Annotated in this window: 22 protein-coding genes, 1 tRNA gene and 4 pseudogenes; 8 read left to right on the top strand and 19 right to left on the bottom strand. The window is 70.7% G+C overall.

Features of this window, described 5'->3' with window-relative positions:
* Both ACZ3UD_RS06320 and ACZ3UD_RS06315 read right to left on the bottom strand, forming a co-directional pair.
* Positions 1-269 (bottom strand): annotated as a pseudogene (locus ACZ3UD_RS06320) (hypothetical protein); the annotation flags it as partial.
* Positions 266-943 (bottom strand): RNA polymerase sigma factor, encoded by a 678-nt coding sequence (locus tag ACZ3UD_RS06315; RefSeq protein WP_465582823.1) that lies wholly within the window; start codon positions 941-943, stop codon positions 266-268. The gene ACZ3UD_RS06315 and the pseudogene ACZ3UD_RS06320, both read right to left, overlap by 4 nt.
* A gap of 233 nt (positions 944-1,176) precedes the next feature.
* Here ACZ3UD_RS06315 and ACZ3UD_RS06310 point away from each other — a divergent pair, with 233 nt between their 5' ends.
* Positions 1,177-2,253, top strand: a complete 1,077-nt coding sequence (locus tag ACZ3UD_RS06310; protein ID WP_465582820.1) for a helix-turn-helix domain-containing protein — start codon at positions 1,177-1,179, stop codon at positions 2,251-2,253.
* Positions 2,254-2,363: 110 nt separating this feature from the next.
* On the opposite strand, the gene ACZ3UD_RS06305 is transcribed toward ACZ3UD_RS06310, so the two are convergent.
* The 6 genes from ACZ3UD_RS06305 to ACZ3UD_RS06280 all read right to left on the bottom strand — a co-directional run bounded on the left by ACZ3UD_RS06305 (position 2,364) and on the right by ACZ3UD_RS06280 (position 8,207).
* Positions 2,364-3,140, bottom strand: a complete 777-nt coding sequence (locus tag ACZ3UD_RS06305) for a MerR family transcriptional regulator (protein ID WP_465582817.1) — start codon at positions 3,138-3,140, stop codon at positions 2,364-2,366.
* A gap of 78 nt (positions 3,141-3,218) precedes the next feature.
* Positions 3,219-4,448 carry a hypothetical protein gene (locus ACZ3UD_RS06300; protein ID WP_465582815.1) on the bottom strand — a complete coding sequence of 410 codons (1,230 nt, stop codon included), beginning with the start codon at positions 4,446-4,448 and terminating at the stop codon, positions 3,219-3,221.
* 136 nt (positions 4,449-4,584) lie between these two features.
* Entirely contained in the window at positions 4,585-5,760 is a 1,176-nt protein-coding gene (locus ACZ3UD_RS06295) for an LPXTG cell wall anchor domain-containing protein (protein WP_465582812.1), read from the bottom strand.
* A gap of 306 nt (positions 5,761-6,066) precedes the next feature.
* Positions 6,067-6,645 (bottom strand): flavodoxin family protein, encoded by a 579-nt coding sequence (locus ACZ3UD_RS06290; RefSeq protein ID WP_465582810.1) that lies wholly within the window; start codon positions 6,643-6,645, stop codon positions 6,067-6,069.
* A gap of 95 nt (positions 6,646-6,740) precedes the next feature.
* Positions 6,741-7,628, bottom strand: a complete 888-nt coding sequence (locus tag ACZ3UD_RS06285) for an NAD(P)-dependent oxidoreductase (protein ID WP_465582807.1) — start codon at positions 7,626-7,628, stop codon at positions 6,741-6,743.
* Between the two features lie 153 nt (positions 7,629-7,781).
* Positions 7,782-8,207: a YunG family protein gene (locus ACZ3UD_RS06280; RefSeq protein ID WP_380608779.1), complete on the bottom strand. Its 426-nt coding sequence runs from the start codon at positions 8,205-8,207 to the stop codon at positions 7,782-7,784.
* Here ACZ3UD_RS06280 and ACZ3UD_RS06275 point away from each other — a divergent pair.
* Positions 8,107-8,664: pseudogene (locus ACZ3UD_RS06275) on the top strand (LuxR C-terminal-related transcriptional regulator); the annotation flags it as partial. The gene ACZ3UD_RS06280 and the pseudogene ACZ3UD_RS06275 overlap by 101 nt on opposite strands.
* A 471-nt stretch (positions 8,665-9,135) precedes the next feature.
* Here the strand turns inward: ACZ3UD_RS06275 and ACZ3UD_RS06270 are convergent.
* Positions 9,136-9,597, bottom strand: coding sequence for a hypothetical protein (locus tag ACZ3UD_RS06270; RefSeq protein WP_465582805.1), 462 nt, complete (start codon positions 9,595-9,597; stop codon positions 9,136-9,138).
* Between the two features lie 309 nt (positions 9,598-9,906).
* Between ACZ3UD_RS06270 and ACZ3UD_RS06265 the strand changes: the two genes are divergently transcribed.
* Positions 9,907-10,044 carry an alpha/beta fold hydrolase gene (locus ACZ3UD_RS06265; RefSeq protein ID WP_465582802.1) on the top strand — a complete coding sequence of 46 codons (138 nt, stop codon included), beginning with the start codon at positions 9,907-9,909 and terminating at the stop codon, positions 10,042-10,044.
* A gap of 276 nt (positions 10,045-10,320) precedes the next feature.
* On the top strand, positions 10,321-10,641 hold the full coding sequence (locus tag ACZ3UD_RS06260) for a hypothetical protein (RefSeq protein ID WP_465582800.1): 321 nt from the start codon (positions 10,321-10,323) through the stop codon (positions 10,639-10,641).
* Positions 10,642-10,662: 21 nt separating this feature from the next.
* Here the strand turns inward: ACZ3UD_RS06260 and ACZ3UD_RS06255 are convergent, their stop codons facing one another.
* The 6 genes and pseudogenes from ACZ3UD_RS06255 to ACZ3UD_RS06230 all read right to left on the bottom strand — a co-directional run bounded on the left by ACZ3UD_RS06255 (position 10,663) and on the right by ACZ3UD_RS06230 (position 14,310).
* Positions 10,663-11,211 carry a type VII secretion system-associated protein gene (locus tag ACZ3UD_RS06255; RefSeq protein ID WP_465582799.1) on the bottom strand — a complete coding sequence of 183 codons (549 nt, stop codon included), beginning with the start codon at positions 11,209-11,211 and terminating at the stop codon, positions 10,663-10,665.
* 50 nt (positions 11,212-11,261) lie between these two features.
* Positions 11,262-11,840: a scabin-related ADP-ribosyltransferase gene (locus tag ACZ3UD_RS06250; RefSeq protein ID WP_465582863.1), complete on the bottom strand. Its 579-nt coding sequence runs from the start codon at positions 11,838-11,840 to the stop codon at positions 11,262-11,264.
* Positions 11,841-12,209: 369 nt separating this feature from the next.
* Positions 12,210-12,983, bottom strand: a pseudogene (locus tag ACZ3UD_RS06245) (putative T7SS-secreted protein); the annotation flags it as partial.
* A 4-nt stretch (positions 12,984-12,987) separates the two neighbouring features.
* On the bottom strand, positions 12,988-13,560 hold the full coding sequence (locus ACZ3UD_RS06240) for a hypothetical protein (protein WP_465582796.1): 573 nt from the start codon (positions 13,558-13,560) through the stop codon (positions 12,988-12,990).
* The gene (locus ACZ3UD_RS06235) at positions 13,553-13,948 is read right to left on the bottom strand and encodes a hypothetical protein (RefSeq protein ID WP_465582794.1); all 396 of its coding nucleotides are present in this window, start codon (positions 13,946-13,948) and stop codon (positions 13,553-13,555) included. The genes ACZ3UD_RS06240 and ACZ3UD_RS06235 overlap by 8 nt, the downstream gene beginning before the upstream one ends.
* A gap of 288 nt (positions 13,949-14,236) precedes the next feature.
* A tRNA-Gly gene (locus tag ACZ3UD_RS06230) sits at positions 14,237-14,310 on the bottom strand.
* Positions 14,311-14,588: 278 nt separating this feature from the next.
* Here ACZ3UD_RS06230 and ACZ3UD_RS06225 point away from each other — a divergent pair.
* Positions 14,589-14,810 (top strand): hypothetical protein, encoded by a 222-nt coding sequence (locus ACZ3UD_RS06225; protein WP_465582791.1) that lies wholly within the window; start codon positions 14,589-14,591, stop codon positions 14,808-14,810.
* 72 nt (positions 14,811-14,882) lie between these two features.
* Positions 14,883-15,458 carry a dCTP deaminase gene (gene dcd, locus ACZ3UD_RS06220; RefSeq protein ID WP_465582788.1) on the top strand — a complete coding sequence of 192 codons (576 nt, stop codon included), beginning with the start codon at positions 14,883-14,885 and terminating at the stop codon, positions 15,456-15,458.
* 67 nt (positions 15,459-15,525) lie between these two features.
* Here the strand turns inward: dcd and ACZ3UD_RS06215 are convergent, their stop codons facing one another.
* From ACZ3UD_RS06215 to ACZ3UD_RS06200, 4 genes and pseudogenes are all read right to left on the bottom strand, one after another.
* Positions 15,526-16,416, bottom strand: a complete 891-nt coding sequence (locus ACZ3UD_RS06215; protein ID WP_465582786.1) for an alanyl-tRNA editing protein — start codon at positions 16,414-16,416, stop codon at positions 15,526-15,528.
* 86 nt (positions 16,417-16,502) lie between these two features.
* Positions 16,503-17,534 (bottom strand): Yip1 family protein, encoded by a 1,032-nt coding sequence (locus ACZ3UD_RS06210; RefSeq protein WP_465582783.1) that lies wholly within the window; start codon positions 17,532-17,534, stop codon positions 16,503-16,505.
* A 182-nt stretch (positions 17,535-17,716) separates the two neighbouring features.
* Positions 17,717-18,790 (bottom strand): annotated as a pseudogene (gene manB, locus ACZ3UD_RS06205) (mannose-1-phosphate guanylyltransferase); the annotation flags it as partial.
* Positions 18,791-19,080: 290 nt separating this feature from the next.
* The gene (locus ACZ3UD_RS06200; RefSeq protein WP_465582781.1) at positions 19,081-21,303 is read right to left on the bottom strand and encodes a (Fe-S)-binding protein; all 2,223 of its coding nucleotides are present in this window, start codon (positions 21,301-21,303) and stop codon (positions 19,081-19,083) included.
* A 378-nt stretch (positions 21,304-21,681) separates the two neighbouring features.
* On the opposite strand from ACZ3UD_RS06200, the gene dnaK reads away from it, so the two are divergent.
* Together dnaK and grpE are read left to right on the top strand one after the other, a co-directional pair.
* On the top strand, positions 21,682-23,523 hold the full coding sequence (gene dnaK / locus ACZ3UD_RS06195) for a molecular chaperone DnaK (RefSeq protein ID WP_465582779.1): 1,842 nt from the start codon (positions 21,682-21,684) through the stop codon (positions 23,521-23,523).
* Entirely contained in the window at positions 23,520-24,140 is a 621-nt protein-coding gene (gene grpE / locus ACZ3UD_RS06190; RefSeq protein ID WP_465582776.1) for a nucleotide exchange factor GrpE, read from the top strand. Before dnaK ends, grpE begins: the two co-directional genes overlap by 4 nt.
* Positions 24,141-24,297 lie beyond the last annotated feature (157 nt).

The raw sequence follows: 24,297 nt of genomic DNA, 5'->3' as shown, positions 1-24,297 counted from the left end.
GGGGGGACGTCCTGCTTGGCGACCGGGTCGCCGTGGAAGGCGAGCACGCCGATGGCCAGGGAAGCGGCCAGGGCGAGGATCGGCGCGGTGGTCAGGTACAGCGGGCGCAGCCTGCGGATCCGGTCCTTCGGGGGTGCGGCCGGGCGCAGGTCGTGGGCGGTGACCATGGAGGCCCGGGCGTTCATCGCCTCGCGGAGCAGCCGTTCCATCGGGGTCCCGGCCGATCCGTCGTCGTCACCGCCGCCCGGGCGGGGGAGCTTGTCGGTCATCGAACCTTCTCCAGGTGCTTTTCCAAGGCGTCCAGGGCCCGGCTGGCGGTGGACTTCACGGCACCCCGGGAGAGTCCCAGGGTCTCGGCTATCTGCGCCTCCGACATGTCGGACCAGTAGCGCAGCACCAGCACCTCACGCTGGCGGGGGGTCAACTCCTGCAGGGCGACGAGGACTCGCCGGTGCTCGTCGTTGAGCACCGCGTGGTCCTCGGCGGAGGGCGCGTCGGCCTCGTGCGGGGGCACGTACTCCCGGGCGGTCCTGCGACGGCGCAGCATCGAGCGGGCACCGTTCACCACCGCGGTCCGCAGGTATCCGAGGGCGTTGTCGAGGTCGTCCAGGTTCTCGCCGTGGCGCTGGTAGAGCTGGGTGAAAGCTTCCTGCACGACGTCCTCGGCCAGGTCCTGGTGGTCCACCAGGAGCACGGCCATCCGTACCAGGCCCAGCCGGTGGGCGTGGTACAGGTCGGTCAGGGTGGGCCGGTCCTCCACGGGCTTGCGGCCTCCGCGCAGCAGCCGGAAGCCGGAGCGGCGCTGGGCCGCCTGCTGGTCGGAGCTGAGGCCGGCGGTCGGCTCGCCGGCCTCCTGCGCGCCGAACAGCGCGGCGACCACACCGCGAACGGAGAAGCCGCGCCGCCCCGCCGGCGCGGCGATCGGCCCGATGGCCATGGACATGTGCGGTCTGCTTTCCCCCGGGACGGTGACGGCGTTCGCCGGACCGTCAGGTCACCTGATCAAGATCGCGATCGGGGGGATCCTCGCAGCCGCCCTCGGCCCGGTTCTCTCCGCCCCCGTAGCAATGGACGCGTGACGGGCGTGGAGGTTGCAGGGGGATTCGCGGAAAGTTCCGGGGTGGCCGCGGCGGCTACACTCACCGGGATTCCGCCACCCGTGAGCAGGGGGTTCGCATGGCCGAGCAGCACGCCGGACAGCAAGTCGAGAGCGCGGCCGGCGCGGGCGTCCGACCGCGCCCGGTGGCCGTCGTCATCGGCCGTCGCCCGGAGCCCGTGCACGATGTCGCGGTGTACGCCTTCGAGGGCATGGCACCGTTCGAACTCGGCGTGGTGGTCGAGGTGTTCGGGCTGGCACGGCCGGAGCTGAGCGGCCTGCTGGCCGCGCCCTGGTACGGGCTGAAGGTGTGCGCCGACCGGCCCGGGACGGAGCTGGACGCGGTGGGCGGCTTCGCGCTGACCGCCAAGTACGGGCTGGACGACCTGGCGGCCGCCGACACCGTGGTGGTCCCGGGGGTGCGCAACGCCTTCAGCGGCGAAGTGTCCGCCGAACTGGTCGGGGCGCTGCGGACGGCGCACGAGCGCGGCGCCCGGATCGTGTCGATCTGCTCGGGCGCCTTCGCGCTGGCCGCCGCCGGGCTGCTGGACGGCCGGGAGGCGACCACCCACTGGCGGTACGCCGAACTGCTCCAGCAGCGCTACCCGAAGGTGCTGGTCAACCCGGACGTGCTGTACGTGGACAACGGCGACGTGCTCACCAGCGCGGGCAGCGCCGCGGGGATCGACCTGTGCCTGCACCTGGTCCGGCGGGACCACGGCGCCAAGGTGGCCAACAGCGTGGCCCGCCGCTTCGTGGTGGCGCCGCACCGGGACGGCGGGCAGGCGCAGTTCATCGAGGCCGCCGTCCGGCCGGTCGAGGAGGAGGACGACGGGATCGCCCGCAGCATGCAGTGGGCGCTGGACCACCTGGCCGACCCGCTGACCGTCTCGGTGCTGGCCCGGGCGGCCCGGATGTCGGACCGCTCGTACCTGCGGCACTTCACCGCGCGCAACGGCACCAGCCCGATGCGCTGGGTCGTCACCCAGCGCATCGCGGCCAGTCTGTCGTTGCTGGAGTCCCCGGAGGGGACGGTGGAGGAGATCGCCGCGGCGGTCGGCTTCGAGAGCGCGGCGACCTTCCGCCACCACTTCGGTCGGGTGATGCGCACCTCGCCGACCGCCTACCGGCGCTCCTTCGGGCGCGGGGTGGCGTAGCCGCCGGTTCCCCTGTGCCGCCGCCTCCCGGCGTGGCGGCGGCTCCCCCGTGGCCGCCGCTCCCCCGTACCGCCGGCTCCCCCGTACCGCCGGCTCCCCCGTGGCGGCGGTTACGCCTTCTCGCTCCGGTCGGCGTTGGCGAGGATGGCGTCGTGCAGCCACTGCGCCAGGCCGGGGGCGAGGTCCTCGTAGGTGGTGGTCCAGCGCGGGTCCGAGACGTACAGGCACGCCAGACCGCGGTGGATGGTGAACGTGCAGTCGTAGAAGTTCCGGCAGATGTGCTGCCGGTGGGCCTCGGCGAGGTCCATGGCCGCGGTGCCGTCGGCGGGCTCGCCGGCGGTGACCGCCTCCACCAGGCGGTGGTTGAGCTCGGTCATCTCGCTCTGGATGCGCTGCCAGTCGGCCTTGGTGTAGCCGCCGGTGCGGCGCTGGGACTCGGCCCAGGCCTCGGTGTCGCCCCAGCGCTGCTCGGCCTCCTGCTCCCACTCCTCCCGGTAGCCCTCGCCGAAGATCTCGAACTTCTCCTCCGGGGTCAGCTGAATGCCCATCCTGCGTGCCTCCATGGCGTGTTCGACGGCGGTGGCGAGTTCCTGGAGGTGCCTGATCCGGTCGGTGAGCAGTCGGTGCTGCCGCCGGAGGTGTTCGCTCGGGCTGACCGAGTCGTCGTCCAGGATCGCCGCGATCTCCTCCAGGGGGAATCCGAGCTCGCGGTAGAACAGGATCTGCTGCAGCCGGTCGAGGTCGGCGTCCACGTACCGGCGGTAGCCGGTACGGGTGCGGCCCGCGGGGGACAGCAGTCCGATCTCGTCGTAGTGGTGCAGGGTGCGGACGGTGACCTTGGCGATCTTCGCCACGGCACCGACCGAGTAGCCCTGGTTCTCGTTCATCCGGGTTTCCTCCCTGGTGCTGACCACAACCCTCCGCTCTCACGTCGCGTGAGGGTCAAGCCGTCGCCGCGGAGGGTCTCAGGTGCCGGCGCCGGCCAGTACCCGCTCGCGCCGCCGGGCGGTCCGGCGGCGTCCGTCGCCGCCCTGGGCCGGGGGGCGGGGTCGCCGGGTCCGTTGGGTGGGCCAGAACAGCACGTACCCGGCGGAGATCACCACGAAGGCGAGCCGGACGAAGCCGCGGGCCGGGTCGGACGGGAGGAACAGCGTGCCGCCGTACAGCGCGGCCAGCGCGATCCAGCTCCACCACGGGACCAGCCGCTTCTGCCCGACCGCGTCCCAGAGCAGGGTGCCGAGCAGGATCGAGGCCGTGTAGTACGTGTAGACGCTCGGGTCGAGCAGGATCCGGGCGTCCGCGCCGAGCAGCACCACGGCCGGCCAGCGGCCGCGCCAGACGGCGACGCAGCCGAGGCCGATGCCGAGCGCGAACTGGGTCGGGCGGTCCCACCAGGGGGTGGAGGGGTCGGTGACCCCGAACCAGCGCAGCGCGGAGGCGGGCTGGTTCGGGATGGTGAACTTGGCGGCCGCCAGGGTGTCCAGGTTGCCCAGGTAGAACGGCAGCCAGGCAACCGCCACCAGGACGCCGAACCAGATGGCGGCGCGCAGCCAGGCGGGCCGGGGCAGGGCCAGGATCAGCGGGGCGAAGGCGATCGCCCAGGGCTTGGAGTCCACCGCCAGGGCCAGGAAGATCGCGACCTGGGTGGGCTTGCCGCGGGCCAGGGCGTGCGCGGCGAGGGTGGTGAAGAACAGCGCGAGGACGTCGTCCAGGTGCGCGAAGCGGACCGAGACCTCGACCCACATCGGGATGAACGCCAGTCCGGCGATCAGCAAGCGCTGCTGGAGCCGGCGGTGGTTGGTGCCGGTGCCCAGGTAGTACAGGGCGGCGGTGCGGCCGATCAGGACCAGCATCACCAGGCCGAGCCCGGCGCTCACCGCCTCGGCGACCAGCTGGCCGATGTGCGGTGAGAACGGGGCGGTGAGCCGGGCGGCGGCCAGGCTGACCGGGCCGATCTGCAGCTCGGGGTGGTGGGCGTAGAGCGAGAGGCCGCCGTCGGCCTGGTGGCTGAAGAGCAGCTGCTCGCCCTGGCGCAGGTAGTGCCAGGAGAACCCGCCACTGGGCTCGACCAGGAAGAACCAGAGGATCGTCCAGGCAGTCAGCAGGACGTGGTGCCTGCGGAGCGGAAGTCCCGCGATCCGCCCGGTCGCGGCTTCGTAGTCGGTGGTGGCCTGTGCCGTGCGTGCTACCCGCACCTGTCCCTCTCCCCGCCGTTCCGCCCCCTCCGGCCGGACATCCTATGTGACGGAGAAGTACCGTCCGTGCCGCCCGGGTGTCCGTACGAACGGACGGCCGGGCGGCACGGCGGCACTCACGGAGCTCCGCCCGGGGTCAGCTCTGCTGGCCCGACTTGCGACGACGCAGCACCACGAGGGTGCCGACACCGGCGACCAGGACGGCGCCGCCGGTGGCCGCGATCGCGGTGGTGTGATCACCGCCACCGGTGGTGGCGAGGGACTTGTCCGCGTTGGCGGCGGCGGTCTTGGCCTTGGTGACACCGCCCGGGGTGATCTTCGGCGGGGTGACGGTCGGGTTCTGCACCGGGAAGTCGATCGGCTGCGGGGCGTCGGTGCTGCTGCCGCCGGACGGCGCCGGGGCGCCGGTCGCTCCGGAGTCGGACGGCGAGGCGGACGGCGAACCGGTGCCGGTGGCCGGGGTGGTCGGCGCCGTGGTCGGCGTCGTCGGCTCGGCGGTGGGCTTCGTCGGCTCGGTGGTGGGGGTCGAGGTGGCCGTCGCGGTGGCGGTGGCCGGGGCGGTCGGCGACGCGCTGGAGGTTGGCGTATGGCTGGCCGTGGGCGAGCTGCTCGCGGTCGGGCTCGGCTTGCCGGTCTTGGTCGGGGTGGGGGTCGGGGTGGGCTTGCCGCCGCCGGCCTTGATGGTGAAGCCGGCGCCCTTGATCCCGTCACAGCTGAAGCCGCCGTGGTCGTTCTCGTCGTTGGCGTCGGCGGAGTAGACCACCGGCACGACACCGGCCTTGCCCAGCGGGGTGTCCTTGGTGAAGGAGGCACGGACCTTGATGTCGACGCTCTTGCCCTGGGCGAGGTAGAGCAGGGCGCCGTCGGCGGCGTCGCCGCCGTCGGTGACGTCGCCGAGGAACATCAGCACGGCGCTGTCGTCGCCGTCGCCGCCACCGGGGGCGATGACGGCGGTCTTCCAGGTGCCGCCGCCGGGCAGCGAGGCCGGCAGCTGGTACTCGAGCTTGAGGTCCTTCGCCTTGAGCGTGCCCGCCTTGTTCTTGAACTTCAGCAGCGGGAAGGCGACGAAGTCGGTCTTCGTCGAGTTGTCGATCCGGTAGGTGAACTCGCGGGCGTCACCACCGGCGATGAAGGTGCCGGGAACGCCGTGCACCGAGAGGTCGAGGGCCTGGTGGCTCGCCTTCTCGGCCTGGGCGGCGGCGGACGGGGTGCCGGTGACACCGACGGCCATGGCGCCCTGGGCGCCGGCCAGCACGAGCGAGGACGCGAGCGCGGCGGCGCCGGCAAGGGCAAGACTGCGACGTATGAACAAGGAGACCTCACGGAAGTGTCCGGGCGAGGCCCGGGCGCGAGGGGGCGGCCGCAGACGGCGCGAAACCCCCCGCGAAGCTGAAAGTCCGACGGAGAGTACCGAACGATCCAGCCACTCCGGAAGGCAGGTGCCGTGCTGCGGTCCACACCCGGCCCCGGAGCGCCCGAATCGTCCAAGTCCGTCCGTCCATAAGGCTTTTGCGCTTCGCCAGGAGATGACCGCGGACTGACGGGTACACGTCCGGATGACGGTATCGCACGGGCCCGGATGGCGTGAATGCGTCACTCCGCGGGAGGCCTGGGAGCCTCAGTCCGCGAAGAAGGACTTGGCCGCGATCAGCGCCCGCTCGTCGCGCAGGACGTCCCCCGGGCGGGTGCCGTTGCCGAGCAGCGCGCCGCCCCAGCGCATCCCCATGTACTCGGCGGTCAGCCGGAGCGTGCCGATGAGCGGCTCGGCCTTGTCGTCCCCGGTGGCGAGGGCGGTGACGCCCCAGACCGTGCCGCCGCGAAGCGCGGCGCGGAAGTCCAGGCCGGGGACCCGGAACCAGGCCGACCAGTAGTCGAGGTAGAGCTTGGCGGTGGTCGGCAGCGAGTACCAGTACAGCGGCGCGACGAAGACCAGGTCGGTGGCTTCGAGGGTGGCCTCCAGCAGGGTCCGCTCGTGCCCGACCGGCTCGGGGTAGCGGCCGTCACCGGTGTGCCGCAGGTCCTGGAAGGGCGGCAGCGGGCGGTCGGCGAGCCGCAGCCAGCGCTGCTCCGCGCCGGCCGGCAGGCTCGACTCGGCGGCCAGCCGGGCGAGTCGCTCGGAGTTGCCGCCGACGCGCGCGCTCGCGTCGAGGAACAGGAAACGGCGTGGCGCCTCGGCGCCGGACGGCTGGTCGGACATCGGAGACTCCCCCGGTCGGGTGCTGCGGACGGAGGTGTGAGCACCCGTCGCGCGCCGGTTATTCCGCGCCCGCGCCCCGGAGAACCGCAGGTGGGTCAGTCCTTCAGCCCGGCCCGGCGGCGGGCGACCTCGGCGACGGCGGCCCAGTCCTTGTCCCCGTCGCCGTGGGCCAGCGCGTCCAGGAAGGCGTCCCGCAGGATGCCGCCGAACGGCAGCGGGACGTTGCGCTCGGCCCCGGCCGCGAGGGCGAGTCCGACGTCCTTGAGCCCGAGCGGCAGCCGGAACCCGGCCGGCTCGTACCGGCGTTCCGCGACCATCGAGCCGTAGCCGGAGTAGACCGGCCCCGGGAAGAGCGTGCCGGTGAGCATCTCGACCAGGTCGGCGGGCCGCACCCCGTGGGCCTCGGCCAGGCTGCACGCCTCGGCCATCGACTCGATCGCGCAGGCCAGCAGGAAGTTGGTGCTGATCTTGGCGGTGTTGGCCTGCCTGGGACTGCCGCCGAACCGCCAGGTGCGCTCGCCCATCGCGGCGAACAGCGGCTCGGCCCGCTCCAGCAGCTCCGGCGCGCCCGCGGCCAGGATGTTGAGCCGGCCCGCCGCCGCGACCGGGGGCCGGCCGAGGACCGGCGCGGCGACGTAGCCGATGCCGTGCTCGGCGTGCAGCGCCTCGGCGCGCTCGGCGAGCGCCAGCGAGACGGTGGCCATGTTGACGTGCAGGGTCGCGCCCGCGCCCGCCAGCAGCCCGGGGTCGAGCAACAGCCGCTCGAACGCCTCGTCGTTGGCAAGCATGGAGACCACCGTGTCGGCGGCGAAGACCTCGGCGACCGTGCCGGCCGCCTCCGCGCCCTGGGCCACCAGGGCGGCCACCGGATCGGGCGAACGGTTCCAGACCCGTACGGCGTGGCCGGCCCGCAGCAGGCTGCCGGCCATGCCCTGCCCCATCGCGCCCAGCCCCACGAAACCGACCGTCGTCGTCCCGGTCATCCGCGTACTCCCGTCGCCGTAGCCGTCCGTTCGTGGCCGACTGTACGTCAGGGTGGGCCCGGCGCCGGGGTGGTCCGGTTCCGGAGTCGTCGGACGCTGGGGTGCTCGGAGGCCGGGGTGGTCAGGCCTCGGGGTGGTCAGGCCCCAGGGTGGTCAGGCGCAGACGCGCGCACGCCGACGGCTGCGGTTCGCGGCGGCCCCGCGCTCCAGCTCGGTCACCACCCGGTGGCGCAGCAACTCGTACTGGGCCTGGAGCCGGCCGGGGCGGGCCGGCCGGGCGACCGGGCGGCCGGGGCCGACCAGCTCGTCCGGCCCGAACTGCTCGCGGGTGAGGTCGATCTCGAAGCCGGTGGCGAAGCGGTTCCACCAGTGGAGGTCCGTCCGGACCCCGTCGACGTGCACCTCGCCCATCATCAGCTCGCCGCCGAGCAGGTCGTTCACCACCAGCGACGTCACCCCGCACTGGCCACGGGCGGGATTGTCGGGACGCCAGTGGGCCAGGTCCTCGGGCGCACAGGTGTCGACACCCCAGGAGGAGCGGATCGCACGTTCGATGTCGTTGAGGGTCCACGCCGTCATACCGGGAAGCCTGCCACGCGGCACTGACAACGACACCGGCTTTTCAAAGGGTCACCGCCTGTTCTGCGACGACCCTCCCGGTGTTCACCCGAACGAGGACACCGACGCCGACATCACCCGGGCGATCGCCGCGGGCGCCACCGGCTACCTGCTGAAGGCCGAACGGCCGGAGGAGCTGTCCGCCGCCGTTTACGCGGCCGCCCAGGGCCGGACGGTGCTCTCACCGCCGGTCGCCTCCCGGGTGATGGCGCAGATGCGGGCGCCCGCGCCGCAGCTCACCGAGCGTGAGCAGGACATCCTGGAACAGCTGGCGCAGGGCCTGGGCAACCGGGAGATCGCGCGGGCGCTGTTCATCAGCGAGGCGACGGTGAAGACCCATCTGGGCCGGATCTACGACGAGTTGGGCGTGGACACCCGGGCCGGAGCGGTGGCAGTGGCCAAGGAGCGCCGACTGCTGCGCCGAGCCGGCCGCACGGCCAGGAGAGGCGGTGGCTGCGCTGGGCACTCGCGCGGTGTCACTGTGTGCTGCCATGATGCTCGGAATGTCGGATTCCAGGCACCGCACTCCGCATGCCGGGCCGGTCCCGGGCGCGCACCCGGCCGCCGTACGCCATCCTGACCGGCACACAACCGCCTGGTGGGACGCCTGTCGGAGCAACCAGAACCCGCCCCCACGATTGTGGATTTTTCGTGGATCTCACTATTGACAAACCAACCAAGCGGTTTGTTAGCGTGAGACCACGACGTCCCCGGAGGCGGGGGCTCGCCGGGGCCTGTGCGGACCGCTCTCGCCGGAGGGTGTTGCCAGGGGGGGGGACGGCGGGACTGCCGGGGTGTCGGGGGGAGCGGCAGCGCCGAAGCCGCGCGACGAGGCGGCGTGGAGCGGGTCCGGGGGGACTCGCTCCACGCCTCCCCCGTGAGCCCCGCATCACATCAGCGCGCTCCAGTACGGGCAGTGCACGTCCGGCAGCGGCGCGGACCCGCCGGCCCCCGGCCGCTCCGGGCAGGCCACCCCGGGCGAGCTCGCGGTCAGCGCGATCTCACCGAACTCACCGATGCCCAGCGCCAGTTGATACCCATCCCGGGTGACGGCGGCCACCCCCGTCCGATCCCGCCCGGCATTCAGCGAGGTGATCGTCCACCCCCGCCGCCGCCAGTGCCGCTCCACCACCCCCGCCAACTCCGCCCGGCGGCACGGCGATACGACGGTGAGCAGGTGCCGGCCCCGGGTGACGTACCAGTGCGCCTCCGACTCCCGCCCCGGCAACGGCAGTCGGGCGCCCGCCCGGGGCGCCGCCGCGCGCCAGGCCGGCGCCGGCCGGACGGCGTCCACGGTTTCCCGCAGCAGCGCCTCGCAGCGTTCCGCCGCGTCGAGTTGATCGGCCGTCACCTCCGGAGCCAGCACCGGCCACCAGGCGGGCGCGGATGAGGAGTCGTCGCGACAACCGTCCGGGCATCCGAGGTTCAGTTCGGCACCACCTGACTGCACTGGATCCTCCGTACTCCTCCCGGCGTTCAACCCGGGCAGGCATTCCGTCACTCCTTGGACGGTGGCCGGGCACGGACAGTTCCGCTCCGCACCGTTCCTCCATCTCGAATTGCACTGCACGGTGCAGTTGAATCACTGATCTGCACCGTGCAGTTTACTTCTCCCCCGGTCGGCCAGCCCGAACCGGACCAGACCAGGAGGAACCCCGCCATGCCCACCATCACCGTCGGCACCGCCCGCATCCCCTACCGCGTCGTCGGCGACGGCCCCGACACCCTCGTCCTGGTCCACGGCACCGGCCCCGGCTCCGGCATGTGGGACGCCGTGCTGGACGCCTTCACCGAGTGACCAGTGCGAACCCATGCCTGAAAGGTAGGACTCCGTGATCGGGCGAACCGTGCCTGCCTTGCTACTGCCGATTAGCTCGGCACCTACTGGCGGACGCCCTTACAAGGGATGGAGCCCGGACAGCCTCCCGCTGGCCGGGCTTCGCTTCCTTCGCCTCGCTCCTGCTCCGCCCGCCGTCCCAGGCGCTACCGACTGCCCCTTGACCGATTCGCGTGACAGCCTCAGTCATGCATTCAGTATCCTTCATGGCCTCCGACCGGCCATGGAGGTCTTTCGATGAGCAACGAGCCTTACCTGCCCACGGAAACGCAGTACAGCGATCTGCGAGATTTCGTGCGCAACCTCGAACGACAAGCAGAACTTGAGCGGCGCGGGCAGAAGCTCGGGCCAGCAGTGAACTCCATCTATCTCGCGTGGGATCGGATGGCCATCGGCTACGTCGCTCTGCTCGGAAAGGAGCGGGCTACGCCCGAAGCGGTCCAGGCTGCAACTCGGGCATGGCGAATCGTTCTTGAGATGCTTGAGGTCTGGCGAGACAGCCCGCTCCTGCCCGAATCGCTGCGGGAGCCCGTGAAGGCCGCGGCCAGATACTACTGAGCGGGGCGTGCCGGTCGCCTATCAGCCTGCCAAGTCATCCAAGGAAAGGGTGACCGAGGGAACGGCACCCGGATTGATGCGCAGATCCAGCCCGCGCGTCATCTCGGTAAGCTGCCGCCCGGTCAACCTCATTGCTCCCGGCCAATGCGGCGGCAGGTAGCGCTCCGACGTGCACGCCTCCAGGATGTCCGGTCCGTCCGCGCCCGGTACGACGTGGAGGGTCAGGTGACCCGGCTGCGCGAACAGAAGCAGGTCGGAATCGAGAAGTGCTGCCTTCAGGGCCTCCTCGCTGCCGTAACCGGCTGCCGCCCACTGGAGCGCTTCCTCAGCTGCGTTCTCCGGCCTCGACCAGCCTCGCGACTGCGGTGAAGGTCGGTAGTTCGGGTTGTGCCGAAAACGAACCAGTTCTCCGTTGGAGTCGACCTGCCAGCCCCCCATCACCGCATAGCTGGGCACTTCTCCGTTCGGATCGCAAGCTGGATCGATCGTGTAAATCCAGCCCCCGCACCGACGGCGAGCCTCGGCACGTAGGGCCTCGGCGATCGGGGGGTTGACCGGGCCGTAATGCACTGCCTCCCCTACCTTTCAAACCACTTATCGAGTTGCCGGATCACCTGAGACTAAGGCGCGGATGGATTGACCCCGTGAGCGGGCCTATATCGTGGGTTCGGGATCCATTCGACCGGGTTCCTGTTGTCATCCAATCGCCAGGCGCCCTTGACATTTTCTGCCTTGATGCCGCCAGGGAAGGCGATCTCGCTCTCGTGGGCGTGGTTGTAGTCGAAATCCTCAAGCGTCTTATTTATGTCGATACCGCCCGGGGCATCGATCTCGTACTTGAAATTCCTTGGAAGACTATAGGCCGGATCGCGGGTCGTACCCACAAATATTGACTCGCGGTTTTTCTGCGTATAACCCCAGAGGTTGTAGTTGTCGTTGTCCTGCGGCTTGAAGCCGGGGCTCCCTTCCCCGAATATCTCGTCGGGATGCCGGTCATCGTAGCGCCACAACGGCTCATTGCTCTCGCGCCAAACAGGCTTGTATCCGCGTGCACCGACATCGATCTTATCGATGTCAACCGAGGTCACGGCTGCGTCGGTCTTGCCAGCGTCACGCGCGGCCTTCTCCGCCGCTTCCTTCGCAACGTTTTCGGCGGCTTCCTTGGCGGTGTTCTTGGCCGCGTTCTCGGCTACGGCCATGGCTTCGCGTTCGGCGACGGTGGCGGCGGCACTGCCGCCTCCGGTTTCGGGGGCGAGCAGCAGGTTGCCGAAGAGTTTGCCGCCGGCTTCGGCCGGGTCGGAGCCGCTGCCGACGAGGCCTTTGACGGCCTCGACGGGGTTGTTGGCGGTCGTGGACAGGCCGGCTACGAGGCCGGAGAGGCCCGTGACGTACTCGGCGGGGTGCGTGATGTTGTAGGGGTCGATCGGGTTCACGCTGCGCAGGAGCTTGTTCAGGTCGACGACGCTCTTGACGACGCCGCCGCCGAAGTGTTCGGCTAGCTGCGGGACGGACGTGGCGGTGTCCATCAGGTCGGCCTTGAGGATCTCCGTGCGGCTCGGCATCGCCGGGGCGGACTCCACGAGCGCCTTGACGGCCGCGAGTGCCGTGCGGGCGGCGGAGTCGCGCTGGGTGCGGGCGGCGTCCAGCTTGTCCTCGGCTTCCTTCAACTGGGCGACCGCGTCCGCGGGGGGTGTGAACTCGCCGGGCTTGGCCGGCGGGTCGCCCTGCCGCTGGTCGGCCGGCGTCGCGTTGTACGCCTTCAGCCGCAGGTCGTAGGTCATCGCGTCGTTCATGAAGGACTTCGCGGCAGCGTCGGACTTCTTCTGCGCCTCCTTCCAGATCCTGACGGCCTCCTTGGCCTAGTCCTGCGCCCAGCTGACGGTGTGGGCGTAGGTGGACAGGGCGGTGCCGGCCTTCGCGAAGGAATCCGCCGCCGCCAGCCACTGCTTGGGCTGGGGGTCGAACTCCCGGCGAAAGTTGTCGGCGGCCTCTCCGGTCCAGTGGCCGGTGTCCAGGCGGGTCAGGCCCTGGCCGGCCTTGTCGAACGCGTCGTGGAACTTCTGCAGGTGTCCGGCGACCTCGTTCAGCCGTTTGGCGTCGCCGTGCAGCAGTTCCTTCGGATCGTCGCTCTGGTCGAGGTTGCGTTCCTTGACCTTGAGGCCGGCGTCGTCGGCGATATCGTCGCCCCAGCCGCTGACAGTCTGTCCGGCGCCGTGCAGGCCGGCCGCGTCGAGTGCCTTCCCGGCCAGGTGCCCGCCCTTCTGCAGACCCTTGGCGACGAACTTCGTCCCGCTGTCGACGGCATCGTCGACGAAGTCCACAGCGTCGTCGAGGAATCCCATGCCGTCACTTCTCCGGGTCCGGCGGGACGGGGCCGACCGTCGCGGTCAGCGTCATGTTGACCAGGCCGGGTTTCCGGGCCGCGTCCTGGGCCGCCTTCTGCCACTGCTGCTTGATGTCGTCCCCAGCCTTGTCGAACGACTTGCCGGAGTAGTCGGGATGCATAATGTCGTTGATCGGATTGTCAGCCCACACCTGCGACCACGACTCGTGCTCGACCTGTTCCTCAGTCAGGTGCGGGTTGCCGAACACGCCGGAAACGACGTCCTTCGCCAGCCCGCTCGCGTACTGCTCCTGCTCGTAGTACGTGCCGGCCGCCAGGCCGACCTTGCTCGCCATGTCCGAGCCCTTCACCACCAGCGACCTGACCGCCCAGCTCCAGCGCTCGCAGAACTCCCCGAACGTCGTCGACAGCTCGAAGTCGCCGGCCTCCATCCCACCCAGCTCCAGCTCGGTGAAACCGCGCCCGCCCTCCGCGATCCCGGCTATGCCGATCGACTTCAACTCGGCGATCACCCCGTTGAGGCCGTCCGCCACCAACTTCAACGCCTCGGGATCCGCCTGATAGCCCTCACCCAACGCCCACACCCCCCGTCGTTCCCGGCCCGTCCAGAGCCACCTCATCCGGCACGATCCCCCGCACCGGAGGAAAGAGCATCGGCTCCTTCCCCACCACGTCCAGCGCGATCCCCCCGGGCACACCAAGCTCCGGCACCGCGACGTCGAGCAACCGACTGCCCAGCACCGTCATGTAGGGGAACCCATCCACCGGCAGTTCCTTCGACCGGACGAACGCCGCCAGCTCCTCCTCGGACGAGAACGCGAAGATCCACCGCAGACCCCCCTCGTCCGCCGTCCACACCGCCTCATCGCCCCACAACGGCACCAGCACGGCACTGAGCCGGAACTGCGCCAGCATCACCGACGGATCCCCGGCCCCCACCCGCAGCATCCGCACCTGGTGCACCAGGCCCGCGTTACCCAACTCCGCCCCAGAACATATTTGATGTCAAACATATCCAAGGATCACGAATCCAGCCCCAAAGCCGCCCGACCAGAGCGGCGGCGCTGACCGACCCAGGCGACGGGCCCACCTCAAATTGGCGCGCGCACGGCGCGTCGGACTCAAGCACCATCCGCTCACCGACCGCCGCACTGCTCAGCCAGAGACCTTCTGGCACGGATCTGGCACGGCCGGTTCGAATTGGTCCAGACAATGCGAAAGCCGCAGGTCGCTGACCTGCGGCTTTACTGCTGGAGCGGGCGACGAGAATCGAACTCGCGCTCTAAGCTTGGGAAGCTCATGTTCTACCATTAAACTACGCCCGCCTGATGAGCCGTCAGAGACCGCTCGATCCAGTGTCACTGTACCCCATCCGTGACTGTGGTTGCACGGCCGGTCCGAGGCCGTGGCGGAGCGGGGTGGGGGTGGGCCGGGGGCGTACTGTTTGGGCCGCGTGTGAGTGCTCCGGTGGGTGTGGGGTCGGGGCGGCGAGCCATGGTGTGGAATGTCCGGAACATCCCCTAATGTGACGCTGTCCCGGGGCCTGGCCGCCGGGGCGCGATGAGTACGGGTGAGTACTGGGTTAGGGATGGGAAGGGGATCGATGGAGCAGCGCGCCGTCGTTCGTTGTGCCGAGGGGCACCTGTTCAGCACCACCACGTTCCCGATGCAGAACCTCGGTCCCGGTCGGCTCGGGCCCGGGCGGTTGATCCGCTGTCCGCAGTGCGGACGGCTCAGGAGCTCGGTGCTGGCCGACGTACGGGAGCTGTCGACGGCGCAACTGGCGCGGGCGATGCGGACGGAGGCCGCGGAGTTCCTGGCCTGACGGCCGTCGGAAGGACGTAACGGGCCCCGGGCGGATTCGTCCGGGGCCCCGTCGTGCACGTAACCTCGAACCGTGCTGCTCTCTGACAAGGACATCCGGACCGAAATCGACCTGGGCCGGGTCGGCATCGACCCGTTCGACCCGGCGATGATCCAGCCGTCGAGTATCGACGTGCGCCTCGACCGCTTCTTCCGCGTGTTCGAGAACCACAAGTACCCTCACATCGACCCCTCCGAGGAGCAGCCGGACCTGACCCGGCTGGTCGAGCCGGACGGCGACGAGGCGTTCATCCTGCACCCGGGCGAGTTCGTGCTGGCCTCGACGTACGAGGTCATCACGCTGCCCGAGGACGTGGCCTCCCGGCTGGAGGGCAAGTCGAGCCTGGGCCGGCTGGGCCTGCTCACCCACTCCACGGCCGGCTTCATCGACCCCGGCTTCAGCGGCCACGTGACGCTGGAGCTGTCGAACGTCGCGACGCTGCCGATCAAGCTGTACCCGGGGATGAAGATCGGGCAGCTCTGCCTGTTCCGGCTCTCCTCGCCGTCGGAGCACCCGTACGGTTCCGAGCGCTACGGCTCGCGCTACCAGGGCCAGCGCGGCCCGACGCCGTCCCGCTCCTTCCTGAACTTCCACCGCACCGAGGTCTGATCCCGGCAGAGTGCACGCACGGCGGGCGGCCGCCCCTCACCGCGAGGGGTGGCCGCCCGCGGCGTTCTCAGGCGCGCTTGGGGCTGGTGACCGCGACCAGCTCGGTGCCGTCCTCGGACAGCCGCAGCTCGGTGCGCAGTTCGGCGAGCTCGCCGAGGTGGTGCAGGTGGGTGCCGCCGCAGAAGATCTGCGCGCCGCCCTCGGGCAGTTCGCAGTGCCACTGGCGGCGGGCGGTGAGCTCGGGGCCGGGGACCTCGATCCGGACCGGGGCGTCGGCCGCGACCCAGGCCGCGAGCCGCGCGTTGACGGCCTCGGTGAGGGCGGGCAGGGCGTCGGCGAGGGCGGGGAACTCCTCGGTGGCGTCCGCCGTGAAGCCCTTCTTCTTCAGCGACTTGCCGAGCCGGTAGGTGTCGGTGCTGGCCTCGGTGTCCATCACCGAGCTCGCCATCGCGAGGCTGTCGAAGTCGGGGTTGCCGAAGGCGTCCGAGCGGCCCGGATCCTTGCGCCAGCGCGGGGCGAGCGCGGCGTTCAGGGCGAGGGCGAGCAGGTGGCACCCGCTGTGCGAGGCGCTCAGGGCGGCCCGGCGCCCGGCGTCGACGGCGAGGGCGGCGGTGCGGCCCGTGATGTCGCCGGGGTCGGTGTCGAGGACGTGCAGGACCAGCCAGGACCACTCCTCGTCCCCGCGCTTCACCGGGATCTCGGCGCCGACCAGCGGCGCGCCGCCGTCCGGGCCGACCGCGCCGGTGAGGCAGTCCACCACGGCCAGCTCGGCGCCGTCGACGGTCAGGGTGCCGTGGTCGGCCGGCTGGTCGGGCCAGGTGTGGTCGAGCGGGTGAAACGGGGTCGCCCCGGTCACCACGGCGTACCGGCCGTCGGCCAGCGGGTGCACCGCGAGCACCGGGGACTCTCCGGTCACCGCCCCGGCCGGGAAGCTGACGTGGGTGGTGGGGAGGGTCATGGCTGGCTCCGGTGGCTGTGGACGAACAAGGTCGAGCGGGCCCGGGCCTACCGGCCCGACCCGCCCACCATTGTGCCTCCCGCCCCTCAGCCCAGGGTCGGCAGCTTGATCAGCACCAGCAGCGCGACCAGCTGCACCGCCGCAGCCGCCGCCGCCTTGCCCCAGGGCAGGTCGTGGAGCCGCCGGACCATGCTGGTCAGCAGGTACGCGCAGAACATCCAGGTGACCCAGCCGACGACCTGGACCACCGCGCTGCCGGAGGGCAGCACCAGGTCCAGCAGCAGCCGGGGAGCGTCGGTCAGCCAGCCGATCAGCGCCGCCAGGCCGACCGTCGACTTCCACGGGCCGTCGCCGCCGAGCTGGCGGGCCAGCGCGTAGGTGACCGCGCCGAAGATCCCGCCGACCAGGGTGAAGCCGACGGCGGCGGCGAGCAGGCCGGTCAGCGCCACGGAGAAGGTCGAGTTGACGATGTCGTCGTGGGTCAGCCCGATGCCGAGCACCGCGAGCGCGCCGTACAGCAGCGAGACGGTGAGGGCGGGCAGCCAGACCTGGTGGTCGCGGGTGCGGTCGAAGATCGCGGTCGGGCTGCGGAAGAGGCCGGTGAACAGCTCGCGCCACTGCGGCCGGGGCCCGGCGACGTGCGGCGCGGACTGGCCGCCGGCCCGGTAGACCGCGACGTTGTCCTGGCCGTACGGCGGCTGCGGCTCCTGGCCGTACGGCGCGTGCTGGTCCTGGCCGTACGGCGACTGCTGCCCGTAGCCGCCGTCGTAGTGGCCGGGGCCCGGGCCCTGGCCGTACCAGCCCCGGTCCTGGCCCGGACCGGGCTCGTGACCGTACGGCGGCTGCCGGCCGTACGGGTCGCCGACCGGGAAGGAGCGGGTGCTGCCCGGCCGGTCGGCCGCGTACGGGTCGTACCCGTCTCCGACCGTGCCCCCGGGACCCCCGGAACCGCCGGCGGGACCACCCGGACCACCGGCCGCCGTCGGGTGCGGGGCCGTGAAGTACTCCGGCCCGTCCGGCTGCCCGTGCCCCCCGGGCGCCCCCGCCGGTGGCGGGGCCGACCATCCGCCGTGCGGGCGGTCGGCGCCCTGACCGCTGTCGTATCGATTACCAGCCACGCTCCGAAGGTACCCGTCCGGCCCAACGCGCGTCGGCCCCGTACGGAGCCGGGGCCGGTTTGCAGCGAGCCTGAGACGAACGGGTCCGAAAGCCCCCCGGGATGCCGCTACCGCTGGGCGGTGACCGACGGCCCGTGCACCGCGGCGGCCGCGGTGGTGCCGGCCGGGCAGCCGCCCGGGCCGGCCGAGATGCGCACCGCGCCGACCGGCAGCAGGGTGCCGCAGGCGACCCGGATGCCGCTGGGCAGCTCGTTGTCGGACTCCACGATCGCGCCGTCGCCGATCACCGCGCCGTCCAGCGCCGAGCGGTCGCCGACGGTGGCGAAGGCGCCCACGATCGAGTCCTTGACCAGGGTGTCCGGGCCGATCACCGCGCCGGGCAGGATGACGCTGCCCTCGACGATCGCACCGGCCTCGACCACCGCGTCCTCGGAGACCACGGTGCCGCCGCTGAGCACCGCGCCCGGGTGGACGGTGGCGCCGGGCAGCAGCAGGGCGTCGCCGGTCGGGCCGGGGACGGCCGGGGAGTCGACCTTGCCGAGCACCAGGTCGGCCGAGCCGCGGACGAACGCGGCCGGGGTGCCGAGGTCCAGCCAGTACGAGGTGTCGACGACACCGCGCAGCAGCGCGCCGGTGGCCAGCAGCTCGGGGAAGGTCTCGCGCTCGACGGACACCTCCCGGCCGGCCGGGATGCGGTCGATGACGGAACGCGTGAAGACGTAGCAGCCGGCGTTGATCTGGTCGGTGACGATCTGCTCCGGGGTCTCCGGCTTCTCCAGGAACTCCAGCACCCGCCCGTTCCCGTCGGTCGGGACCAGGCCGAAGGCGCGCGGGTCCTCGACCCGGGTGAGGTGCAGGGTGACGTCGGCCCCGGCGGCCACGTGGCCGTCGCGCAGGGCGGCGATGTCCAGCCCGGAGAGGATGTCGCCGTTGAAGATCAGGACCGGATCGTCCGGGCCGCAGGTCAGCCCGGAGGCGGCGTTGCGGATGGCCCCGCCGGTGCCCAGCGGCTCGCGCTCGGTCAGGTAGACCAGCTCGATGCCGTACGGGGTGCCGTCCTGGAAGTGGTCCTCGAACACCTCGGCCAGGTACGAGGTGGCCAGCACCACGCGGGTGACCCCGGCTGCGGCGGCACGGGCCAGCTGGTGCGCGATGAACGGGACGCCCGCCACGGGCAGCATCGGCTTGGGGGTGTGGGTGGTCAGCGGACGCAGTCGCGTGCCCTTACCACCGACGAGCATGATCGCCTCGGTCATGGTCTGCGCTGTTCCCCTTGTGGTCTCTGCGGCCCGGCCCGGCGGGCCGATACCTCCGTCGGTCTTCTGACCCGTCCGGAACGGGCCGACCGGCCTCGCGGCCGGTCCGGCGCCTACTGTATTTCCTTCCGACCGAATGCCCGTCCGGCGGCCGTGCGATCGGCGTCACTCTCCGCCCGGCCGCCCGGCCCCGGGGCCTCGGCCGGGGGCGCCGAAAGCCCGGCCCGGCGGGCGCGTTGGCGGCGTCCACCGAGCCGGGCAGTTGTAGCAGAACTGTCGAACAGCAGTCGCTACGCGTCCACCGTCGCGGGCTCCTCGGCCTCGGCCGGCGGGGTCGCCTTCACCGAGTCGAGCAGCAGCTGGGCCACGTCGACCACCTTCAGGTGCTCCTTGGCCGCGCCCTCGTTCTTCTTGCCGTTGACCGAGTCGGAGAGCATCACCAGGCAGAACGGGCAGGCGGTGGAGACGATGTCCGGGTTGAGCGACAGCGCCTCGTCCACGCGCTCGGTGTTGATCCGCTTGCCGATGCGCTCCTCCATCCACATCCGGGCACCACCGGCGCCACAGCAGAAGCCTCGCTCCTTGTGGCGGTGCATCTCCTGCTGGCGCAGACCGGGGACCTTGTCCATGATCTCGCGCGGCGGGCTGTAGACCTTGTTGTGGCGGCCCAGGTAGCAGGGGTCGTGGTAGGTGATCAGGCCCTCGACCGGGTTGACCGGGACGAGCTTGCCCTCGTCGATCAGGTGCTGCAGCAGCTGGGTGTGGTGGATCACCTCGAAGTGCCCGCCGAGCTGCGGGTACTCGTTGGCGATGGTGTTGAAGCAGTGCGGGCAGGTGGCCACGATCCGCTTGGTCGGGGCGTCCTCCAGCGCGGCGTTCAGCGTCTCCACGTTCTGCGCGCCGAGCATCTGGAACAGGAACTCGTTGCCCAGGCGGCGCGGGGAGTCACCGGTGCAGGTCTCCTCCTTGCCGAGGATCGCGAACTTCACGCCCGCGGTGTGCAGCAGCTCGGCGAAGGCCTTGGTGGTCTTCTTGGCGCGGTCCTCCAGGGCGCCGGCGCAGCCGACCCAGTAGAGGTACTCGACCTCGGCCGGGTCGATGTCCTCGCCGATCACCGGCACCTCGATGCCGGTCTCCTTCTTGAGCTCCTTGACCCAGTCCAGGCGGGCCTTGGTGGCCATGCCCCACGGGTTGCCCTTGTTCTCCAGGTTCTTGAGCATCGTCCCGGCCTCGGTCGGGAAGTTGCTCTCGATCATCACCTGGTAGCGGCGCATGTCGACGATGTGGTCGATGTGCTCGATGTCCACCGGGCACTGCTCGACGCAGGCACCGCAGGTGGTGCAGGACCACAGCACGTCCGGGTCGATGACGCCGTTCTCCTCGGCGGTGCCGATCAGCGGGCGCTCGGCCTCGGCCATGGCGCTCGCCGGGACGTCCTTGAGCTGCTCCGCGGTGGCCTGCTCGGTGCCTTCCATGTCCTTGCCGCCGCCGGCCAGCAGGTACGGCGCCTTGCCGTAGGCGTGCTCGCGCAGGCTCATGATCAGCAGCTTCGGCGAGAGCGGCTTGCCGGTGTTCCAGGCGGGGCACTGCGACTGGCAGCGGCCGCACTCGGTGCAGGTGGAGAAGTCGAGGATGCCCTTCCAGGAGAAGTGCTCGACCTGGGAGACGCCGAAGACGGCGTCCTCGGCCGGGTCCTCGAAGTCGATCGGCTGGCCCTTGCTGGTCATCGGACGGAGCGCACCGAGCGCGGTGCCGCCGTCCTCCTCGCGCTTGAAGTAGATGTTGAAGAAGCCGAGGAAGCGGTGCCAGGCCACGCCCATCGAGGGGTTGAGGCCGATAGTGATGGCCCACGCGAACGAGATGCAGATCTTCAGCGTCGCGAACAGGTAGACCAGGTTCTCCAGGGTGCCGTGCGACAGCCCGCTGAGCGCGGAGACGATCGGGTACGAGACCAGGTGCTCCGGGCCGTACGAGTCGACGCCGGCCAGGGCGCCCTCCAGCGCGCGGAGCATCAGGATGCAGATGCCGATGCCGAGGATCGTGTACTCGACGTAGAAGGCCTGCCAGGCGATCGAGCCGGCGAACCGGGACTTGCGGCCCGACCTGGACGGCAGGCTCATCAGCCGGATCACCATCAGGGTCGCGATGCCCAGCGTGGTCAGGGTGCCGACGAGCTCGACGAAGAGCTGCCAGATCATCCAGTCGCCGATGATCGGCAGTTCCCACTCGGCGTCGAACAGCTGGCCCATCGCGTTGACGATGGTCAGCACCAGGCTGAAGAAGCCGACCGCGACGAACCAGTGGGCGATGCCGACGATCCCCCAGCGGTTCATCCGGGTGTGGCCGATGAACTCGACCGCCACGGTCTTCACGCGCTGGACGGGCTTTCCGAAGCGGGTGGAGTCCGGCGAGCCGGCCAGCACCACCCTGAAGATGTGCCACGCCGCACGAAGGGCGAGCGCGGTGCCGATCACGAATGTGACCAGCGAGATGACGATCGCTGCTAGCTGCATCGGCTCTCCGTCTCCTGCGGCTTGCGGTTGAGCAGTCTCTGCGGTTCTGCGGGTCTGCTTGTTCTCTAAAGTGATTGTACTGGTCGGTAACTTGCCGGGCCGACGGCCCGGACATTACCGGTCGTCAACAGTTCTCCAGAAGGTTCCCAAGCTATGGCGGCAGTCACGTGACTCCCACCCGACGCACCCGATCGCGCCCGATCGCGCCCGGGCGGGGTCCGGCGGACCCGGTGAACCCGGTGAACCCGGTCGTCGGTGTCCGACCCGATCGACGGCTCAGCAAAGTTGAGCGGATCGCACTCATGGCTGTTGACGCTCCCCGCCGAGTCATGCATCCTTGAGCCCGTAAAGCTCAACTCTTCCGTGGAGGTATCTACGATGGCACGCGCGGTCGGCATCGACCTCGGCACGACGAACTCGGTCGTCAGCGTTCTCGAGGGTGGCGAGCCCACCGTCATCACGAACGCCGAGGGCGCCCGGACCACGCCGTCCGTCGTCGCCTTCGCGAAGAACGGCGAGGTCCTGGTCGGCGAGGTGGCCAAGCGCCAGGCGGTGACCAACGTCGACCGCACCATCCGCTCGGTCAAGCGCCACATGGGCACCGGGTGGAAGATCAACATCGACGGCAAGGACTTCACGCCGCAGCAGATCTCGGCCTTCGTGCTGCAGAAGCTGAAGCGCGACGCCGAGGCGTACCTGGGCGAGACCGTCACCGACGCCGTCATCACCGTCCCGGCGTACTTCAACGACTCCGAGCGCCAGGCCACCAAGGAGGCCGGCGAGATCGCGGGCCTGAACGTCCTGCGCATCGTCAACGAGCCGACCGCGGCCGCCCTCGCGTACGGCCTGGACAAGGACGACCAGACCATCCTGGTCTTCGACCTCGGCGGTGGCACCTTCGACGTCTCCCTGCTGGAGATCGGCGACGGGGTCGTCGAGGTGAAGGCCACCAACGGTGACAACCACCTCGGTGGTGACGACTGGGACCAGCGCGTCGTCGACCACCTGGTCAAGGTCTTCCAGTCCGGCCACGGCGTCGACCTGTCCAAGGACAAGATGGCCCTGCAGCGTCTGCGCGAGGCCGCCGAGAAGGCCAAGATCGAGCTGTCCTCGTCCTCCGAGACCTCGATCAACCTGCCGTACATCACGGCCTCCGCCGAGGGCCCGCTGCACCTGGACGAGAAGCTCACCCGGGCCCAGTTCCAGCAGCTGACCTCGGACCTGCTGGAGCGCTGCAAGGTCCCGTTCCACAACGTGATCAAGGACGCCGGCATCTCGCTCTCCGAGATCGACCACGTCGTCCTGGTCGGTGGCTCGACCCGCATGCCGGCCGTCGCCGAGCTCGTCCGCGAGCTGACCGGCGGCAAGGACGCCAACAAGGGCGTCAACCCGGACGAGGTCGTCGCCATCGGCGCCTCGCTCCAGGCCGGCGTCCTCAAGGGTGAGGTCAAGGACGTCCTGCTGCTGGACGTCACCCCGCTGTCCCTCGGCATCGAGACCAAGGGCGGCATCATGACCAAGCTGATCGAGCGCAACACCACGATCCCGACCAAGCGCTCCGAGATCTTCACCACGGCCGAGGACAACCAGCCGTCCGTACAGATCCAGGTCTACCAGGGCGAGCGCGAGATCGCCGCGTACAACAAGAAGCTCGGCATGTTCGAGCTGACCGGCCTGCCGCCGGCGCCGCGCGGCCTGCCGCAGATCGAGGTCACCTTCGACATCGACGCCAACGGCATCATGCACGTCGCGGCCAAGGACCTCGGCACCGGCAAGGAGCAGAAGATGACCGTCACCGGCGGCTCCTCGCTGCCGAAGGACGAGGTCGACCGCATGCGCCGCGAGGCCGAGCAGTACGCCGAGGACGACCACAAGCGCCGCGAGGCCGTCGAGACCCGCAACTCCGCCGAGCAGCTCGTCTACTCGACCGAGAAGTTCATCGCCGACAACGCCGAGAAGCTCCCGGCCGACGTCAAGACCGAGGTCGAGACCGCCATCGGCGAGCTCAAGGAGGCCCTGAAGGGCGAGGACATCACGAAGATCCGCGAGGCCTCGGAGAAGGTCTCCACCACCGCCCAGAAGCTCGGCCAGGCGCTGTACGCCGACGCCGCCGGTGCCGGTGCGGCCGCGGCCGGTGAGTCCACCCACGCCAAGGAGGACGACGTCGTCGACGCCGAGATCGTGGACGACGAGAAGCCCAAGGGCGGTGCGGCGGCATGACGGACAAGCCGCAGGACGGCAAGCCCGACGACGACTCCGCCGCCGAGGAGGCCGTGATCAAGGCTGCCGAGGAGGCCGCGGCGGCGGGTTCCGGCGAGGACTCCGAGGACCTCGCCACGGCCAAGCGCGAGCTGGCCGAGCGCACTGCGGACCTGCAGCGACTGCAGGCCGAGTACCAGAACTACCGCAAGCGGGTCGAGCGCGACCGGCTGACCGTCCGCGAGATCGCGGTCTCCAACATCCTGGAGTCCCTGATCCCGGTCCTGGACGACATCGGCCGCGCCCGCGAGCACGGCGAGGTGACGGGCGGCTTCAAGTCCGTCGCCGAGTCCCTGGAGACGGTCGTCGCCAAGCTGGGCCTCCAGCAGTTCGGCAAGGAGGGCGAGCCCTTCGACCCGACCCAGCACGAGGCGCTGATGCACAGCTACTCCTCGGACGTCACCGAGGACACCTGCGTGCAGATCCTCCAGCCCGGCTACCGCATCGGCGAGCGGATCATCCGCCCGGCGATGGTCGCCGTGGCGGAGCCCCAGCCGGGCACCCAGACGACGTCCGCCCCGGACGCCGAGGCGAAGTCCGCCGACGCGGACACGTCCGACGGCGGCTCGGACAGCTGACAACCTGTGACAGCTGACAACCAGTGCGCTGCGGAGTCGTACGCCGGCCAACACGGCGGCCGGCTCCGCAGCGCGCTGTCAACGGCTCTTCTGCCAGTTGCTGTTGACAGCGCAGTGACGATGGACATCGGGAGGTGGCGGAGGCCGTGAGCGAGCG

It is taken from the genome of Kitasatospora sp. NPDC023118, from assembly GCF_055560875.1.
Note: the sequence above shows the minus strand (reverse complement) of the source record. Positions and strands in the feature narration are given on the sequence as shown.

Excerpts from the sequence above, each read along its gene's own strand:
- ACZ3UD_RS06285 (WP_465582807.1), bottom strand. The coding sequence starts at position 7,628 with ATGACCGGGACGACGACGGTCGGTTTCGTGGGGCTGGGCGCGATGGGG.
- ACZ3UD_RS06310 (WP_465582820.1), top strand. The coding sequence starts at position 1,177 with ATGGCCGAGCAGCACGCCGGACAGCAAGTCGAGAGCGCGGCCGGCGCG.
- ACZ3UD_RS06280 (WP_380608779.1), bottom strand. The coding sequence starts at position 8,207 with ATGACGGCGTGGACCCTCAACGACATCGAACGTGCGATCCGCTCCTCC.
- ACZ3UD_RS06225 (WP_465582791.1), top strand. The coding sequence starts at position 14,589 with ATGGAGCAGCGCGCCGTCGTTCGTTGTGCCGAGGGGCACCTGTTCAGC.
- ACZ3UD_RS06200 (WP_465582781.1), bottom strand. The coding sequence starts at position 21,303 with ATGCAGCTAGCAGCGATCGTCATCTCGCTGGTCACATTCGTGATCGGC.
- ACZ3UD_RS06215 (WP_465582786.1), bottom strand. The coding sequence starts at position 16,416 with ATGACCCTCCCCACCACCCACGTCAGCTTCCCGGCCGGGGCGGTGACC.
- dnaK (WP_465582779.1), top strand. The coding sequence starts at position 21,682 with ATGGCACGCGCGGTCGGCATCGACCTCGGCACGACGAACTCGGTCGTC.
- grpE (WP_465582776.1), top strand. The coding sequence starts at position 23,520 with ATGACGGACAAGCCGCAGGACGGCAAGCCCGACGACGACTCCGCCGCC.
- ACZ3UD_RS06260 (WP_465582800.1), top strand. The coding sequence starts at position 10,321 with ATGAGCAACGAGCCTTACCTGCCCACGGAAACGCAGTACAGCGATCTG.
- ACZ3UD_RS06305 (WP_465582817.1), bottom strand. The coding sequence starts at position 3,140 with ATGAACGAGAACCAGGGCTACTCGGTCGGTGCCGTGGCGAAGATCGCC.
- ACZ3UD_RS06315 (WP_465582823.1), bottom strand. The coding sequence starts at position 943 with ATGTCCATGGCCATCGGGCCGATCGCCGCGCCGGCGGGGCGGCGCGGC.
- ACZ3UD_RS06265 (WP_465582802.1), top strand. The coding sequence starts at position 9,907 with ATGCCCACCATCACCGTCGGCACCGCCCGCATCCCCTACCGCGTCGTC.
- ACZ3UD_RS06250 (WP_465582863.1), bottom strand. The coding sequence starts at position 11,840 with ATGGCCGTAGCCGAGAACGCGGCCAAGAACACCGCCAAGGAAGCCGCC.
- ACZ3UD_RS06290 (WP_465582810.1), bottom strand. The coding sequence starts at position 6,645 with ATGTCCGACCAGCCGTCCGGCGCCGAGGCGCCACGCCGTTTCCTGTTC.